Source organism: Vibrio sp. 970 (assembly GCF_033339075.1).
Genome location: NZ_JAWOTW010000010.1, coordinates 66,782 through 83,585, shown reverse-complemented (window position 1 = coordinate 83,585; position 16,804 = coordinate 66,782). Strand labels below are relative to the sequence as shown.

The following is a 16,804-nucleotide window of genomic DNA, read 5'->3' as shown; positions in this document are numbered from 1 at the left end:
ACAGCGAAATTAATGTTCTTCAGAGTGTTTAGTCGCGCCTAACTCTAGGAACTTTAAACCAAGACTTAAAACTAAAATCGAAATAGGTAATGTTAAGATCGTCCAATCTAAGCTGTCGAAGTTAATCAGCACGAGCTCTAAGAACTTCACAAACAAGATCACGATGATGACTTCAGCCAAAATGTTTTTTAGATGGCCGATGTTTGGGGTTCTGATCCAATGCAAAACCGACTGCTCTTGTGTTTTCGCTTTAGCTTTGTTGGAAATAAATAGTGTGTAGATGCCGTGAGCAAAGATGAACAAAACTAGTGCGACAAGAAACGTATCCAGTGACTTGATCAAATAAGCGATCGCGATGTCTGCTTTATCTAAATGTGCGAGTGCTTCTGGAGGTGTTTGATTGAGAATGAAGACCGCAAATGCCGAATAGGTTTTTGCTGCACCCATAAGAAAAAGCAAGAATGAAGCAGCCATAGAACAGATAATGGCGATCCAGCTGACGTATCGGAATGTGTTGAAGACTTGTTTCATGATGACCCTCTCTAACTGAGCTGGTAGTCTAAACAAGTTTTATTTTAGTGATAATCCCAGAAAAATGAGAAAGATTGTTACAAATACGTATTAATCTTTCTCTGTCTATTTCAGCCGTATTCAAAGGCGAATTATTTTCGCTAGCAGTGCTTATGCTTTTTGGAAAATAGAACTCAGTGACAGCACATTTTTAATGCGACCAAGCAATTCGTTTTGCTCTTCTTCTGTACGGAATTCACCTTTGGTGTTACCCCAAACCGGTCCCGGCCATGCTACGTCATCTTTGAAGCGAGCAATATGGTGAATGTGCAGCTGTGGCACCATATTACCTAGCGCACCAAGGTTTAGCTTGTCTGGACGGAATGTTGCTTCCAGTGCTTGGCTTACCGCTTGAGACTCTAGCAAAAACTGTTGCTGTTCTTGCATTGGCAAGTGGTGAAGCTCTTTTAGGTTTGCACGTTTAGGGACCAAGATAACCCATGGCACGGCGTTATCTTTATGCAGAAGCGCCACACACAGTGGGAAGTGGCCGATAACGGTGGTGTCTTTTGCCAGTTGAGGGTGCAGTTCAAAACTCATTATGTTGTCCGATTTGAATTGAATGACATCAGTATACGCCAGATAAAACAAAAGGTTGACGCTTTCACGTCAACCTTTGTCATCATTTAGCTTGTGCTACTTAAGCTACCTACGTAAAAGCGGATTACATACGCTCTAGAGTATCAATACCTAGTAGAGACAGACCTTGCTTGATGGTCTTCGCTGTTAGCGCAGCTAGTTTCAGACGGCTTTGTTTCACAGCTTCGTCTTCAGCAACTAGGATAGGGCACGCTTCGTAGAAACTAGAGAACTGACCTGCTAGTTCGAATAGGTAGCTACACATGATGTGCGGTTGGCCTTCGCGAGCGACAGATTGAACCGCTTCTTCGAACTGCATAAGTTTAGCAATAAGTGCTTTCTCTTTCTCATCAGTGATTTTGATGTCGCCTTGGAGAGCGTCCATAGCAACACCAGCTTTAGCGAAAATAGAAGCTACGCGAGTGTAGGCATATTGCATGTATGGTGCTGTGTTACCTTCAAACGCTAACATGTTGTCCCAATCGAACACGTAGTCAGTCGTACGGTGTTTAGATAAGTCAGAGTATTTAACCGCTGCCATTGCAACTGTTTTAGAGATCTTCTCTTTTTCTTCCGCATCTAGCTCAGGGTTTTTAGATTCGATCAGTTGTGCTGCACGAACTTCTGCTTCATCTAGAAGGTCGGCAAGGCGAACGGTACCACCCGCACGAGTCTTGAATGGCTTACCATCTTTACCAAGCATCATGCCGAACGCGTGGTGCTCAAGAGATACTGACTCAGGTACGTAGCCTGCTTTACGAACAATTGTCCAAGCTTGCATTAGGTGCTGGTGTTGACGTGAGTCGATGAAGTAAAGCACACGGTCTGCGCTTAGCTCTTCATAACGATATTTTGCACATGCGATGTCTGTTGTTGTGTATAGGAAACCGCCATCGCGTTTTTGAACGATAACGCCCATTGGTTCGCCATCTTTGTTCTTGTATTCATCTAGGAATACAACTTGCGCGCCATCATCTTCAACGGCAAGACCTTGTTCTTTTAGGTCTGCAACGATCTTAGGAAGCATGTCGTTGTACATGCTCTCGCCCATCACGTCGTCACGAGTCAGTGACACGTTTAGACGGTCGTAGTTGCGCTGGTTTTGGATCATGGTTACATCAACGAGTTTTTTCCACATTTCTGCACAGTACTCGTCACCGCTTTGCAGTTTTACCACGTAGTTTCGCGCCTTTACTGCGAACTCTTCATCTTCATCGTACAGCTTTTTCGATTCGCGGTAGAAGCCTTCAAGGTCCGCAAGTTCCATAGAAACTTCGCCAGACTCTTGTTGTACACGCTCAAGGTTTGCGATAAGCATACCGAACTGAGTACCCCAGTCGCCGATGTGGTTCGCACGGATCACTTTGTGACCTAGGAACTCAAGAGTACGTACTACCGCATCACCGATGATGGTTGAACGTAGGTGACCAACGTGCATTTCTTTAGCAACGTTTGGTGCAGAGTAGTCGGCAACGATAGTTTGAGCTTCGTCTGCTGCAACGCCAAGACGTGAGTCAGCCAGTGCTGCTTCCGCTTGTTTTGCTAGGAACTCTTCGCTTAGGAAAATGTTGATGAAACCAGGACCAGCGATTTCTGTCTTGCTTGCAATACCATCTAGGTCTAGAACATCCAGTACTTTCTGTGCAAATTCTCGTGGGTTAGTACCCAGTTTTTTAGCAACGCCCATTACGCCGTTTGCTTGGTAGTCACCAAATTGTGGCTTTGCTGATTGGCGTACTGCCGCAGGACTGCCTGCAGGTGCGCCAGCGGCTTCTAGAGCCTGAGATACTTTGTCATTAATAAGTGCTTGGATATTCACACGCGTTTCCTTCAATTCAAGGACGAAGAACTCGGCGAAGTAAGTGCCGAGTTCTGTTGGAGTTCACAAAAATGGGGCTAATGATAACAACTTTATTGCTTTTCATACAGAGAGGAATTGGGGAAATTTATACTTTTTCGATTGAATGGAAATGTGGTTTGGTTTGAGTTTACTATTGCGCTCAGAGTAATGAGATAAATCGCCCCAAAAGAGAGCCACAATGACGACTCAACTAGTTGAAAAACGCCTAGCGCCTAAATTGATGATCCAAGATCTGGATGCATTTATGGCGAAGATTGAAGAGCTTGCATCCCTGTTAAAACTGGATCTGAGCTTTGCTCAAGCTGACCATATTGCGCTGCGAATTAATGATACTGAAACAGCAAAAGCCGCGCATGAAGCATGGAATCAATACGGTAAGGTGATTTCACAAGCGAAAATCAACGGTCGCCCAATCATCGTTATCGAATTCGATAAAGCGTTGGAAAGTCGTGGCTGGAAGATTGAGTGTCTGGAACTGCCATACCCTGCGGAAGGCAAAATCTACTCAACTGAAAGCTGGGAACATGTGGAGTTTGTTATTCCGTCTCATGCCGAAACTGCAGACGAGTTTCTTGCTGATTTGAAACACACTTACCCAGCGTTTGGGGCGCGTTTTAATGAGTTGGAAGAGCTGGGTGTGAAGATCAAACTGTCGAGCCCGAAAGGGGATGGCGAACGCTTGAACAACCCAACGGTGGCGTTTAAGTACCAAGACATTTGTATCAAACTGCACCCGCATTCACTTAAGCGTATTGTGGAGTCTGAGCAGGCTGAATAAGCAAGTTTTGAACGACTAGAAAGAAGAAAGGTTTGCAAATGAGCAACCCTTTCTTTCATTCAAAAGCGATGAACTTAAAGGATCACTGTCTTATTCCCATAAACAAAGACGTGGTCATTGATCACTTTATTCAAAGCCTTACTCAATACGTTCTTCTCTACATCGCGTCCCGCTTGCGCCATATCTTGGGCATTGAATGTATGGTCGACAGGAATTACGTCTTGCTTGATGATCGGCCCTTCATCTAAATCATTAGTCACGAAGTGTGCTGTTGCACCGATGATTTTCACACCGCGATCGTAAGCTTGTTGATATGGCTTCGCGCCAATAAAAGCAGGTAAGAAGCTGTGATGAATATTAATGATTTTGTGGTGATATTTCTCAACAAACGTCGGCGTTAATACGCGCATGTATTTAGCTAGCACCAAAAAGTCAGCATCGTATTGATCGATCACTTCTAGCATCTTCTGCTCGTGTTCTTCACGGCTAAGGTTTTCATGGGTCACATGGTGGTAAGGAATGTCGAAGCGTTCAGTGAGAGTTTGCAGTTTGTCGTAATTCCCCACCACAGCGGCGATCTCAACATCTAGGCTTCCATCGTAGGTTTTCATCAGAATATCGCCTAAACAATGCGCTTCTTTTGTGACGAGAATGACGATGCGCTTACGGCGAGAGCCAACCAATTTACGCTTAGCACCTTGCGGGAGAGCTTGGTCCAAGTCGGCAAGAAACGTTTGATCGTTGAAGTATCCCTCTAGCTCCGTTCTCATGAAAAAGTGGCCACTGGTATTATCAACAAATTCGTTATTGTGAACGATGTTGAGTTGGTGCTTGTAACAGATATTAGTAATTTTCGAGATGAGACCCGGGGCGTCAGAACAGTGGGTCAACAGTGTTTTCTTTTCCATAAATCAGGTACTTCCATGCATTAATATTTTAGCGTACGAATTTGTTATTATTCCCTGGCGGGTGTAACTGTACTGCCATGTTTCACCATAAATAATCTATTCTTACGTTGGTTTCAACAAAATATCCTTGTGTCGCCGCAAGCTGGTCAGATTGTGGGCTGATGTCACTCCTATTCCTCTGATATACTCTCGATAATTTTTCAAACTCAATACCAAGCATGATCGCAAAAACTTTTTCCTCTGATGGCGCGTTAGGTAAGGCCATTCCTGGCTTTCAAGCTCGTCAGCCACAAATCGATATGGCGGAAGCCGTCAGCAGTGCGATCAAAGATCAAACCCAGTTGGTGGTGGAGGCAGGAACCGGAACCGGTAAGACCTTCGCATACCTAGTCCCTGCGCTGTTGAGCGGTAAAAAAGTGATTATCAGTACAGGCTCGAAAAACTTGCAAGAGCAGTTGTACCATCGGGACTTACCGCTCATGGTCAATGCGCTTGGTTTTTATGGTCAAGTGGCATTATTAAAAGGGCGTTCTAATTATCTGTGTTTGGATCGTTTGAGCCGCCAAATGGTCGAAAGCCACACTAATGAATCTGACCCGACGTTATTAACTCAACTGGTTAAAGTGCGTGCTTGGTCATCAGAAACCAAAACAGGTGACCTTGGTGATTGTGATGATCTGCCAGAAGACAGCATGATCATTCCGACCATCACCTCAACCAATGATAACTGTTTAGGTAAAGAGTGTCCGAGCTACACCGATTGCTTTGTATTGAAAGCGCGTAAGCGAGCCATGGATTCCGACATTGTTGTAGTGAACCATCACTTGTTTCTTGCTGATTTAGCGATCAAAGAAACAGGATTCGGTGAACTGATTCCAGAAGCCGATGTGTTTGTTTTTGATGAAGCTCATCAGTTGCCAGATATTGCGAGCGAATATTTCGGCCAGTCAGTTTCAAGCCGCCAAATTCACGATCTTGCCAAAGACATTGAAATAGCCTACCGCACCGAAGCCAAAGATATGCGTCAATTGCAAAAAGTGGGCGACAAACTCATGCAAAGCGCAATGGACATGCGGATTGTATTAGGTGAGCCAGGCTTTCGTGGCAACTGGCGTGAGGCGTTGCAATCAGGTTCTATTAAGCGAGAATTATTGCGCTTAACTGACAGCCTCGAATTGGCGATTGATGTACTCAAAATAGCTTTAGGGCGCAGTCAATTACTGGATACCGCTTTTGAACGAGCCAATTTGATCAAAGGCCGCATCGACCGCGTCTGTGATGTCGATATTACCGGTTACTCATACTGGTACGATACCTCGCCTCGTCATTTCGCTCTGCACATTACGCCTCTTTCTGTCGCGGACAAGTTCCATGAGCAAATAGAGATTAAACAAGGCGCGTGGATTTTCACGTCAGCAACCCTAGCTGTATCGGGCGACTTCAAGCACTTTACTGAGCGCCTTGGCCTCAAGCCTACAAAGCAATTTTCTCTGCCGTCCCCCTTTGATTATCAAAAACAAGCGCGCCTTTGTGTGCCAAGGTATTTGCCAGAGCCAAACAGTAACGGCTTAGCGGATAAGTTAGTCCGAATGCTTGCTCCGGTGATTGAAGAAAATGATGGTCGCTGCTTCTTTTTATGTACCTCGCACAGCATGATGCGTGAACTAGGTGAGAAGTTCCGAGAAGTACTTGAGCTGCCTGTGTTAATGCAAGGGGAGATGAGTAAGCAGAAAACCTTGGCGGAGTTTATGGAACTGGGTAACGCTTTACTCGTGGCGACGGGCGCTTTCTGGGAAGGGATTGATGTTAGAGGTGATGCGCTGAGCTGTGTTATTATCGACAAATTACCGTTTACCGCCCCTGACGATCCGTTACTCAAAGCCCGTATCGAGGATTGTCGATTACGTGGCGGTGAACCATTTGCTGAAGTACAAATCCCGGATGCAGTGATTACGTTAAAGCAGGGAGTCGGGCGATTAATTCGAGATCAGAAGGATCACGGTGCGTTGATCATTTGTGATAATCGCCTTGTCACGCGAGACTATGGTGGTATTTTCCTCGGAAGTCTACCACCTATCCCAAGGACGCGAGACTTAGATGGAATCAAAGCATTCCTGAAAGCAGAACAATCTGTCACAGACGCAAGTGCTGAGGCATAACCCAATAAATGAGAGTTGTAGAGAGTTAAATGAGCGCAAAAATTCTTGCTATCGATACAGCGACTGAAAACTGTTCAGTTGCGTTGTTGGCTAATGATCAAGTGATTTCACGTAGCGCGGTTGCACCACGCGATCACACCAAAAAAGTACTGCCAATGGTTGATGAAGTACTCAAAGAAGCTGGCCTGACTCTACAAGAGCTGGATGCGTTAGCGTTTGGACGTGGTCCAGGTAGCTTTACTGGCGTTCGTATCGGTATTGGTATCGCACAAGGTTTGGCGTTCGGTGCTGACTTACCTATGATCGGCGTTTCAACGCTGGCTGCAATGGCTCAAGGTAGCTATCGCTTACATGGTGTGACCGATGTCGCTGTGGCCATTGATGCACGTATGGGTGAAGTTTACTGGGCACGTTACACTCGCCAAGCAAACGGTGAGTGGGCAGGGGTGGATGCAGAGTGCGTAATTCCACCAGCACGTCTCGTTGAAGAAGCACAAGCAGACGACAAAACGTGGACGACAGCAGGTACTGGTTGGGATGCTTACCAAGAAGTATTAGCAGGCCTACCGTTTAATTTGACGCATGGTGACGTTCTGTACCCTGATTCACAAGACATCGTGATTCTTGCTGAACAAGAATTTAAAAAGGGTAATACCGTGCCGGTCGAAGATTCGAGCCCTGTTTATTTACGTGATAATGTGACATGGAAAAAACTTCCTGGTCGCGAATAGTCCGTTTTTCATTAACCTGACAAAAAGCAGGGCGTTTGCCCTGTATTTTTATGGAGTGCTATGGCGTCGATTAATGGCTTGCCTCCTTCTTTGATTCCCGGTGCAAATCGCACTCATAAAGCCAGTCAAAAGAAGCAGGTAAATAAATCACAAACAAAGCAGCCTGTAGGTCAGCCTTCAAAGGTTGCTAACGCCGTGGCGCACTCCATAAAACACGTGGATGAGTCCCAAATTCACCGAGCTCAAGTGCAATATGACCTTCCTGAAGGGGGCGCACGTAAAGCAATGGAGCAGTACATGGATGTCATGAATCGAGCTAAAAAAGAGGAACTGGCTCAATTACTTGGTGTCGATATTTACGTGTGAGATCTCCCCAGCTTGGGGTTACTAATATTGAAAGGTGGTTTATGAAGGTTTTTGGACGGTTTTTTCTCGCATTATTTGCTACGGTTGGTTTGTCTGCGTGTAGCTCGTTGCCTGAGGAGCTAAATGCAAGCACAGAATTGGTCGTTACAGACTATAAAGCTTTTGCTGAGTCTCAGGGGCAAGTGAGTGAAGATGTTCGCCTTGGTGGAATCATCGCTAAAGTGGATAACTTTAAAGATAAAACGCGTCTAGAGATTGTAAACCTTCCTATCAGTAAGTCTGGTAAACCTGATATCGATGAAGAGCCTACGGGACGTTTTGTCGCCTATTTTGATGGCTATTTAGAGCCTGTCGCCTTTAGTGAAGGCCGTTTGGTGACGGTTGTAGGCAAAGGAGCAGGGGAAGAAGAAGGAAAGATCGGTGAGCACGGTTACATCTTCCCGGTAATAAAGGGGGAAGGGTACCGTTTATGGAAAATTGAAGAACGTGTACGCATGTATGACTCGCCAACCTACTTTTACCCATGTTACTCGATTAACTGCCGCATGTGGCGTAATGATTTCCCACAAGACGGTAAAGTGATAAAACAGGTCAAATAATCTGCGATGCATGAGCGTCAATTCGAGCTTCCTGCCGGCAAAATGGCAGCCCTTGAGATAGGGAACGAGAAAACGGCTGACTTGTCAGTCGTTTTTCTTCATGGGTGGTTAGATAATGCGGGCAGCTTTAAAGCGCTCATGGAGCAGTTGAATCAACTTAATCCTCACTTACACCTCCTCGCCATCGATCATTTTGGTCACGGTTTATCGAGTCATAAATCTCACGATAATTATTACCCCTTTCACGACTATATTGCCGATTTGTATCAGTTTTTGGACGAATTATCACCAAACAGACTGATATTAGTAGGGCATTCACTTGGTGCTTTAATCGCAAGTTGCTATAGTGCTGCGTTTCCAGAGCAGGTCGAAGGTCTTGTGCAAATTGAGGGAGCAGGACCTCTTACTGAAGAGCCTATTAACAGTTTGCCTCGTCTTCGCGATGGCGTTTTAAGTCGAATAAGACAGCAAAACAAGCCAGAGCGAGCCATTGCCTCCTTCGATCTGGCGTTAAAATTACGCATGCAAGCCAACCAATTAACCGCTGAGCAGCTTCTACCGATAGTCGAGCGTGGAACAGAGCAGCGAGGAGATAAATGGTATTGGCGGCATGACGCCAAGTTAAAATGTGCGTCGCTTTACCGAATGGCGCAAGCGCATGCTAACTCGATTACCAGCCAAATACGTTGTCCTCATTTGATTGTATTAGGCGATCAAGGATTTCAGAATTTACCATCTAACCAAGCTGATTGGGGAGAGAGCCCACCGCAAGTGGTTTCTGTCAAGGGTGGTCATCACTGTCATTTAGAGCAAATACTCGAGGTCGCAACGCGAATTCTTGGTGTAGTTAACAAAATTTAAACAAGTGTTTGAGAGTTGCGTGCTCAAGCACGTTCGCTGTGCTGTAATAGCTTTCAAAATAAAAAGGACGCTATTTTTTAGCCAGTTATAAACGAGGAGTAACATCGTGGATAAACCATGGCTTTCACGTTATCCAAGTGACGTACCTGAAACCATTAATCCAGAGCAATATGAGTCTTTGGTAGAAATGTTTGAACAGTCTGTACAAAAATATGCAGACCAACCAGCATTCATGAACATGGGCTCGGTTATGACCTTCCGTAAATTGGAAGAGCGTAGTCGCGCATTCGCAGCGTATCTGCAAAACGAGTTAAAACTGCAAAAGGGTGACCGCGTTGCTCTGATGATGCCAAACTTACTGCAATACCCAGTAGCATTATTTGGTATTTTGCGTGCAGGTTGTATCGCCGTAAACGTTAACCCACTTTACACTCCTCGTGAACTTGAACACCAATTGAATGACTCAGGTGCGACGACGATTGTGATTGTGTCTAACTTTGCGAACACGCTAGAACAAATTGTCGATAAAACACCAGTCAAACACGTAGTGTTAACCAGTCTTGGTCAAATGCTGCCACGAGCGAAAGGTACGATTGTCGATTTTGTCGTGAAGTACGTTAAGGGCATGGTGCCTAAGTACGATTTACCTGGTGCAATCTCAATGCGTCAGGCTCTACGTAAAGGTCGTCGTCTACAATACGTTAAACCGTTTATGTCTGGGGATGACATTGCATTCCTGCAATATACGGGGGGGACGACAGGTGTCGCGAAAGGCGCGATTCTGACTCACCGCAACATGATTGCGAACGTTCTACAGGCAAAAGGCGCGTACGGACCGGTTTTATCTCCGGGGCGTGAATTAGTCGTGACAGCGTTACCGCTGTACCACGTATTTGCTCTTACCGTAAACTGTCTGCTGTTTGTTGAAATGGGTGGTCGTAACTTACTTATTACCAACCCAAGAGATATTCCAGGGTTCGTGAAAGAGCTACAAAAGCATCCGTTTACTGCGATTACGGGCGTGAATACCTTATTTAATGCATTGGTCAATAATGAAGATTTCCACGAGTTGGATTTCAGTAATCTACGTTTAGCCGTTGGCGGCGGCATGGCAGTGCAGCGCTCAGTGGCAGAAAGATGGCAAAAGACCACGGGTTGCTATTTGCTCGAAGGTTACGGTCTAACAGAGTGTTCTCCGTTGGTGGCGGCATATCCGCATGATCTTGTTGAATACAATGGCTCTATTGGTCTGCCGGTACCATCAACAGAAGTTCGTATCGTGGATGAAGAAGGCAACGCTCTTGCGAATACTGAAACTGGTGAACTTCAAGTTCGTGGTCCTCAGGTTATGCAAGGTTACTGGCAACGACCTGAAGCAACGAAAGATACGATTAACGAAGACGGCTGGCTATCAACTGGCGACATCGTTAAGTTCGATGACGAAGGCTTCCTGCATATCGTTGACCGTAAGAAAGACATGATCTTAGTATCAGGCTTTAATGTTTACCCGAACGAAATCGAAGACGTTGTAGCACTTCACGGCAAAGTACTTGAAGTTGCTGCTATTGGTCAGCCGCATGAAGTGTCTGGTGAATTAGTGAAGATTTATGTCGTGAAACGCGATCCGAGCTTGACCAAAGACGAAGTGATCGCGCATTGTCGAGAACACCTAACTGGCTACAAAGTTCCGAAGTTGGTTGAGTTCCGCGAAGACTTACCTAAAACCAATGTCGGTAAGATCTTGCGTCGTGTTTTACGCGAAGAGAATGACGCTGAACTTGCGAAGAAAAGCGCATAAGCCGATTTCGTCGAGTCGAGAGATTTAAAAAATGATAGAATGCCAGCGTTTTGCTGGCATTTTTTATAGCGAGAAGTATGTGAACTATCAAATTATTACTAAAAACAAAGACCTAGAAGAGGTTTGCACTCATGCCCGAGAGGCAGACGTAGTGATGCTGGATACCGAATTCGTTCGTATTCGCACTTTCTACCCGCAGTTAGGTCTGATTCAGCTTTTCGATGGTAATCGCCTCTCGCTGATTGATCCGACTGAATTAACGGATATGACGCCGTTTGTAGCGCTATTAAAAGATACTTCTGTGCTAAAAGTGCTGCACGCATGTGGTGAAGATTTAGAAGTTTTCCAAAACGCTTTTGGTTGTACACCATTCCCTATGGTGGATACGCAGCTGATGGCCGCTTTTCTCGGTCACGGCCTATCGACAGGCTTCGCATCGCTGGTGGAAGAATATTTAGGCGTAGAGCTCGACAAAAGTGAATCACGTACCGACTGGATGGCTCGTCCACTGACACAAAAGCAATTAGATTATGCTGCCGCAGATGTTCATTACTTGTTACCGTTATACGAAAAGCTGTTCGATAAGGTGACGCAAGCAGGTTGGTGGGAAGCTGTACAGCAAGAAAGTGATTTACTCGTTTCGAAACGTATTCGCGTAACCAATGAAGAGAATGCCTACCTTGATATTAAGGGCGCTTGGCAATTAAAACCTTCTGAGCTGGCTATTTTAAAGCCATTGGCGACGTGGCGTTATCGTGAAGCAATCAAACGAGATTTAGCGCTGAACTTTATCTTCAAAGAAGGTGATCTATTAACGGTCGCTCGTCTTGGTTTAACGAACTTTAAGAAGATGGAAGCAGAAGATATTGATATCCGAGCGATTAACCGCCATGGCGCGAAGATTGCCGCGATTGTTAAGCAAGCGAAGCAAACACCTTCTGAAGAGTATCCTGCGAAAATTGAGCGTTTAATGGACTATCCGGGTTACAAGCAGGTCTTCAAAAATATGAAAGACTTGGTGAAATCGGCTTCGCAGAAGTCAGGTTTAGCCACGGAGTTCCTTGCCTCTAAAAAGCAGATCAATCAGTTGATCAGTTGGGTTTGGAAAAAAGATCGTGACCCAGAAGTATTGCCTGATTTGATGCAAGGGTGGCGTTTGGATTTACTCGGCGACAAGATGAATAAAGCATTAAAGTAATGAAAGATGAAAAAGGTTGGCCTCGATGCCAACCTTTTTCGTTCTAATTAGAGCATTCGTCTGGCGAGAGAAACTGATTACTTTTCTTCGTCTGGTAGCTTCACATTCAGCTCAAGAACTGAGATATCGTCGTCTTTGTGCTCAAATGTTAAGTCAACCATATTTGGATCAATTGCCACGTACTTGCTGATCACCTTCAAGATGTCTTCTTTTAATTGAGGCAAGTAAGACGGCGCAGGATCATTTTGGCTGCGGCGCTCTGCGACAATGATTTGCAAACGCTCTTTAGCTAGATTCGCAGAAGTTTTCTTCTGTGGACGGAAAAATTCTAATAATGACATGTCTAGCCTCCAAAGAGTCGTTTAAAGAGTCCTTTCTTCTCCTCAGTAAGGAAACGAAATTCAACCTGATTGCCTAATAAGCGATCAACGGTGTCAGAATAAGCCATACCCGCATCGGTGTTATCGTCAAAAGTGACTGGCACACCTTTGTTTGACGCGTTAAGCACGGCTTGGCTTTCTGGAATCACGCCCAGTAGTGGAATATGTAAGATCTCCTCTACGTCTTCAACGCTTAGCATTTCGCCTTGAGTGACGCGAGATGGGTTGTAGCGAGTCAGTAACAGGTGCTGTTTTACTGGCTCTAGCCCTTGCTCTGCACGCAGTGACTTAGAATCTAAAATACCGAGAATGCGGTCAGAGTCACGTACAGAAGAGACTTCTGGGTTCGTTGTGACAATGGCTTCATCGGCATAGTACAAGGCCATTAACGCGCCTTGCTCGATACCTGCTGGTGAATCACAAATAATGAAATCAAAGCCCATTTCATCAAGTTCGCCGAATACGCGCTGAACACCATCTTTTGTCAGTGCGTCTTTATCACGAGTTTGAGAAGCAGGAAGAATAAATAGGTTGTCCGTGCGCTTATCTTTGATCAGCGCTTGGTTTAATGTCGCTTCGCCGTTAATGACGTTCACAAAGTCATACACGACGCGGCGCTCACAGCCCATGATTAGATCGAGGTTACGCAAACCGATGTCAAAATCGATCACCGCGGTCTTTTTTCCCTTAAGAGCTAGACCAGAGGCGATGGCTGCGCTTGAAGTGGTTTTACCAACGCCACCTTTACCAGACGTTACTACAATAATGCGTGCCATTTTTTTTCCTTTTTAGATTAAATCGCGAGAACTTCTAAATGTAATGATTCATCGGCTTTACTGATCATTACTTTCTTTTGCCAGTACTCGCTTTCAATTTGATCGCTTAACCAGTAGTCACCCGCAATGGATACCAGTTCTGCTTGTAAATCGTGGCAAATAATACGCGCTTCCTGCTGACCACTTGCTCCTGCAATCGCACGACCTCGAAGTGTGCCATGGATATGAATAGAGCCGTCAGCAATGACTTCAGCACCTGCACTTACGTGCGCTAGCACCACCAAATCACCATCTTTTGCGTAGATCTGTTGTCCTGAGCGGACAGGCGTACGAACTACTTTCGTTGGTGCCATTTTGGCAGGTGCTTGGCTTGGCGATTTGCTCGCCGACATAATGGCGAAGCCAGCTTCGGAAGCAAGGTTTTGTACACGCTTGTCTTTACAGCCCGTTACACCGACCGGAATAAAACCGGCATCTGAGATGCCTTGTTTAAGCTTAGGGAAATCAATGTCGCCTTGTACTTTTGCTATATTGATTACCAAAGGCGCGGATGCAAAAAAAGAAGGTGCTTGAGAAACTTTTTCTTGCAAAAATTCGACAGTCTTTGCGATCTCATTGTCAGAAAGGTGTAAAACTGACAATGTAAAACTGCTACCTTTAAGGTCTGGTGAATGGGTCATCGTGGACTTCTTGCCTTTATTGAAAGAGCGTTGCCTTAAACTAGGTATGTCATGTTATATTTCATCCTTTGACGCAGCAAGTTCTCTCGTGGGCAAATAGGTGAATTAATCTCAAATTTGCTATTAAGTTTGCGAGAATTTGACGTTTTCAACCTAATCCGCACTCAACGCGGCTAAATCAGCATAAAAGGCGTGTCATGCTTTGTTCTATTTATAAAAGCTCGAAAAAAGAAGGTACTTATCTCTATATTCCGAAAAAGGATGATTTTTCACAGGTTCCTGACACCTTAATGCAGATGTTCGGTAAGCCTATCGCTGTCATGACGATTAAACTTGATGGCCGTAAATTGGCACAAGTTGATATCGAAAAAGTGAAGGCTTCATTACAAAATGATGGCTTCTTTCTTCAGGTTCCACCGCCGCCGGAGAACCTATTAGAAAAGTACAAAGAACAAAAAGCCCAGCAGAAAGGCGAATAACGTCATCGTTTTTCATCTGGGATTTCTGCCTTGCTCAAGGAGGGCAATATGAAAAAGATACTGGCTACCATGCTTAGCGTTGGTATGTGTACCTCGGCTTTTGCAAGTAGCGAGGGTTTTGATGAATACTTGAATAAGCTGCGTGCTGAAGCTCGTGATAAAGGTATCTCAGAGCAGGTCATTAGTGCTGCTTTTGCTAATGTTGAGTACAAGCCGCGAGCAGTAAAAGCGGACCGAAACCAACCAGAAAAGAAACTGACATTGGATGAGTACATTCCTCGCGCGGTGCCTGAATGGAAGGTGAAGCAAGCCAGACAACTCTACAAAGAGCATTACACTGAGCTAAAGCGTATAGGCGATGAGTACGGTGTCCACCCGCGCTTTATTGTGGCACTTTGGGGAGTTGAAAGTAACTTTGGTAAGTTTACCGGCAACTTTAAAGTGATTGATGCACTATCCACAATGGCATTTGAAGGCCGTCGTGAAGAGTTTTTCCGTAAAGAGGCCATGTCGGCACTGCAGATCCTCGATCAAGGCCATATTGAGCTAGAGAACTTTAAAGGCTCATGGGCTGGTGCGATGGGTCAATGCCAGTTTATGCCAAGCTCTTTCCTTCGTTTTGCTGCTGACGGCAACGGTGATGGTAAAAAAGACATATGGCAATCTGAAGCGGACGTGTTTGCATCAACCGCTAACTATTTGAGCAAGTCTGGTTGGGATGATAAATATACTTGGGGTCGCCAAGTTAAGGTTCCTAAAAATATTGATCGCAGCCTGGAAGGGCGCACGGCTGAAAAAGGCAAATACCTTCAAGAGTGGAGCCAATTAGGTATCACAAAATATGACGGTAGCCCGTTGCCAAAACTGGATGAAGACATCAAAGCATGGTTGATCATGCCGGACGACGAGAATGGTCGTACGTATCTGGTTTACAATAACTACAACGTATTGATGAAGTGGAACCGCTCTTACTACTTCGCACTTGCTGTGAGTCACTTGGCTGACCGCATTAAATACTGATCTGCCATCAAACAATTTGGCATTCAGTCTTCAATACAAGGGCTCTTCGGAGCCCTTTGTTTTTTCTATAACCAAATCGAGGTAAAGCGTGTTATCTGAACGTGCCGCACAAATGGTGATTTTCTCCGCTCTTCTTAAACACAAAAGCTTCACAGCTGCTGCAAAGAGCTTAGGCGTGTCGGTGTCTCATGTGAGTAAACAGTTGAGTCAGTTAGAAGCGTCTCTTGGTATCAAGCTTGTTCAACGCACTACGCGAAGCTTTACGCCGACTGAGGCAGGGAAAACCTTTTTTCATCACTGTGAGCAAGTGGTACAAGCGGTGAGCAGCGCCACATTAGAGATGGAAACCCAGCGGGATGAAGTAGCAGGTTTGGTACGTCTTGGGTTGTCGCAATCATTTGGTACCTTACACATTATTCCAGCGATTCAAGAGTTACGCGAACTATATCCTCAACTTCAAGTGGAAGTACATCTGTTTGACTATAAGGTCGATATGTTAGCCGAAGGGCTCGATTTATGGGTAACCAACAACGAGCATTTGCCTGAAGGTTACATTGCGCAGCGTTTGACGGATTGCCAGTTTGTTGTTGCGGCATCGCCAGATTACTTATTGAAACATGACACGCCAGCAGAACCGGATGACCTATCTGCTCACAACTGCCTCATATACAGAAGCTGGGAGCGTGACTATACGGGGTGGGCGTTTACCAAAGATCAGCAAGAATTGAACGTAAAAGTCTCGGGTAACTATTCAGTGGATCTGGCAGAAGCCGTTCGGGATGCGGCTACTGCAGGTTGGGGTATTGCCTACCTTGCCACTTACTTGCTGGGGGATGAGTTTAGAACGGGTAAGTTAATACAGCTGTTACCTGACTGGAAAGCCAGCCAGTCGATGCCGTTTTATGCGGTATACCCAAGCCGCCAGCATATGCCAAAAAAAATATCCGCAGTGATTAACTTTATCAAACAGAAGATCGGCAACCCTTGTCATTGGGACCAACGTTTGGCGCCTTACATCTCTATTCCTAAATAACAGGATCAATGACGTTGTAGAACGACAC

General features: G+C 45.3%; 18 protein-coding genes. 11 read left to right on the top strand and 7 right to left on the bottom strand.

The window, feature by feature from the left end:
- Positions 1-9 precede the first annotated feature (9 nt).
- The 3 genes from R7Q11_RS15700 to argS all read right to left on the bottom strand — a co-directional run bounded on the left by R7Q11_RS15700 (position 10) and on the right by argS (position 2,968).
- Positions 10-531, bottom strand: coding sequence for a YqhA family protein (locus tag R7Q11_RS15700; RefSeq protein WP_005382193.1), 522 nt, complete (start codon positions 529-531; stop codon positions 10-12).
- Positions 532-681: 150 nt separating this feature from the next.
- The gene (locus R7Q11_RS15695) at positions 682-1,110 is read right to left on the bottom strand and encodes an HIT family protein (RefSeq protein ID WP_005382194.1); all 429 of its coding nucleotides are present in this window, start codon (positions 1,108-1,110) and stop codon (positions 682-684) included.
- 124 nt (positions 1,111-1,234) lie between these two features.
- Positions 1,235-2,968, bottom strand: a complete 1,734-nt coding sequence (gene argS / locus R7Q11_RS15690) for an arginine--tRNA ligase (protein ID WP_025517318.1) — start codon at positions 2,966-2,968, stop codon at positions 1,235-1,237.
- Between the two features lie 220 nt (positions 2,969-3,188).
- On the opposite strand from argS, the gene R7Q11_RS15685 reads away from it, so the two are divergent.
- On the top strand, positions 3,189-3,788 hold the full coding sequence (locus R7Q11_RS15685; RefSeq protein ID WP_017634806.1) for a VOC family protein: 600 nt from the start codon (positions 3,189-3,191) through the stop codon (positions 3,786-3,788).
- Between the two features lie 74 nt (positions 3,789-3,862).
- Here R7Q11_RS15685 and purU read toward each other — a convergent pair whose 3' ends face one another.
- A complete protein-coding gene (purU, locus tag R7Q11_RS15680) occupies positions 3,863-4,696 on the bottom strand; it encodes a formyltetrahydrofolate deformylase (RefSeq protein WP_005382206.1) in 834 nt (277 codons plus the stop codon).
- Positions 4,697-4,914: 218 nt separating this feature from the next.
- On the opposite strand from purU, the gene R7Q11_RS15675 reads away from it, so the two are divergent.
- The 7 genes from R7Q11_RS15675 (at position 4,915) to rnd (ending at position 12,408) form a co-directional block, all read left to right on the top strand.
- Entirely contained in the window at positions 4,915-6,855 is a 1,941-nt protein-coding gene (locus R7Q11_RS15675) for an ATP-dependent DNA helicase (protein ID WP_053303287.1), read from the top strand.
- A 29-nt stretch (positions 6,856-6,884) separates the two neighbouring features.
- Positions 6,885-7,586 (top strand): tRNA (adenosine(37)-N6)-threonylcarbamoyltransferase complex dimerization subunit type 1 TsaB, encoded by a 702-nt coding sequence (gene tsaB, locus R7Q11_RS15670; protein WP_064376304.1) that lies wholly within the window; start codon positions 6,885-6,887, stop codon positions 7,584-7,586.
- Between the two features lie 60 nt (positions 7,587-7,646).
- Positions 7,647-7,952 carry a hypothetical protein gene (locus R7Q11_RS15665; RefSeq protein ID WP_017819942.1) on the top strand — a complete coding sequence of 102 codons (306 nt, stop codon included), beginning with the start codon at positions 7,647-7,649 and terminating at the stop codon, positions 7,950-7,952.
- Positions 7,953-7,993: 41 nt separating this feature from the next.
- Positions 7,994-8,551 (top strand): Slp family lipoprotein, encoded by a 558-nt coding sequence (locus tag R7Q11_RS15660; protein ID WP_005382214.1) that lies wholly within the window; start codon positions 7,994-7,996, stop codon positions 8,549-8,551.
- A 6-nt stretch (positions 8,552-8,557) separates the two neighbouring features.
- Positions 8,558-9,412 (top strand): alpha/beta fold hydrolase, encoded by an 855-nt coding sequence (locus tag R7Q11_RS15655; RefSeq protein WP_064376303.1) that lies wholly within the window; start codon positions 8,558-8,560, stop codon positions 9,410-9,412.
- 106 nt (positions 9,413-9,518) lie between these two features.
- Positions 9,519-11,210 (top strand): long-chain-fatty-acid--CoA ligase FadD, encoded by a 1,692-nt coding sequence (fadD, locus tag R7Q11_RS15650; RefSeq protein WP_005382216.1) that lies wholly within the window; start codon positions 9,519-9,521, stop codon positions 11,208-11,210.
- Positions 11,211-11,289: 79 nt separating this feature from the next.
- Entirely contained in the window at positions 11,290-12,408 is a 1,119-nt protein-coding gene (gene rnd / locus R7Q11_RS15645) for a ribonuclease D (protein ID WP_031777213.1), read from the top strand.
- A 77-nt stretch (positions 12,409-12,485) separates the two neighbouring features.
- Here rnd and minE read toward each other — a convergent pair whose 3' ends face one another.
- Genes minE through minC form a run of 3 tightly spaced genes read right to left on the bottom strand, consistent with a single transcriptional unit; the run spans position 12,486 to position 14,244 of the window.
- Positions 12,486-12,749 carry a cell division topological specificity factor MinE gene (gene minE / locus R7Q11_RS15640; RefSeq protein WP_005388332.1) on the bottom strand — a complete coding sequence of 88 codons (264 nt, stop codon included), beginning with the start codon at positions 12,747-12,749 and terminating at the stop codon, positions 12,486-12,488.
- A gap of 2 nt (positions 12,750-12,751) precedes the next feature.
- Positions 12,752-13,564 carry a septum site-determining protein MinD gene (minD, locus tag R7Q11_RS15635; protein ID WP_005388331.1) on the bottom strand — a complete coding sequence of 271 codons (813 nt, stop codon included), beginning with the start codon at positions 13,562-13,564 and terminating at the stop codon, positions 12,752-12,754.
- 17 nt (positions 13,565-13,581) lie between these two features.
- On the bottom strand, positions 13,582-14,244 hold the full coding sequence (gene minC / locus R7Q11_RS15630; protein ID WP_005382304.1) for a septum site-determining protein MinC: 663 nt from the start codon (positions 14,242-14,244) through the stop codon (positions 13,582-13,584).
- Between the two features lie 197 nt (positions 14,245-14,441).
- Here minC and R7Q11_RS15625 point away from each other — a divergent pair, with 197 nt between their 5' ends.
- The 3 genes from R7Q11_RS15625 to R7Q11_RS15615 all read left to right on the top strand — a co-directional run bounded on the left by R7Q11_RS15625 (position 14,442) and on the right by R7Q11_RS15615 (position 16,776).
- Positions 14,442-14,723: a YcgL domain-containing protein gene (locus tag R7Q11_RS15625; protein ID WP_005382303.1), complete on the top strand. Its 282-nt coding sequence runs from the start codon at positions 14,442-14,444 to the stop codon at positions 14,721-14,723.
- Between the two features lie 48 nt (positions 14,724-14,771).
- On the top strand, positions 14,772-15,743 hold the full coding sequence (locus R7Q11_RS15620) for a lytic transglycosylase domain-containing protein (RefSeq protein ID WP_054578015.1): 972 nt from the start codon (positions 14,772-14,774) through the stop codon (positions 15,741-15,743).
- Positions 15,744-15,831: 88 nt separating this feature from the next.
- Positions 15,832-16,776, top strand: coding sequence for a LysR family transcriptional regulator (locus tag R7Q11_RS15615; RefSeq protein WP_172563347.1), 945 nt, complete (start codon positions 15,832-15,834; stop codon positions 16,774-16,776).
- Positions 16,777-16,804 lie beyond the last annotated feature (28 nt).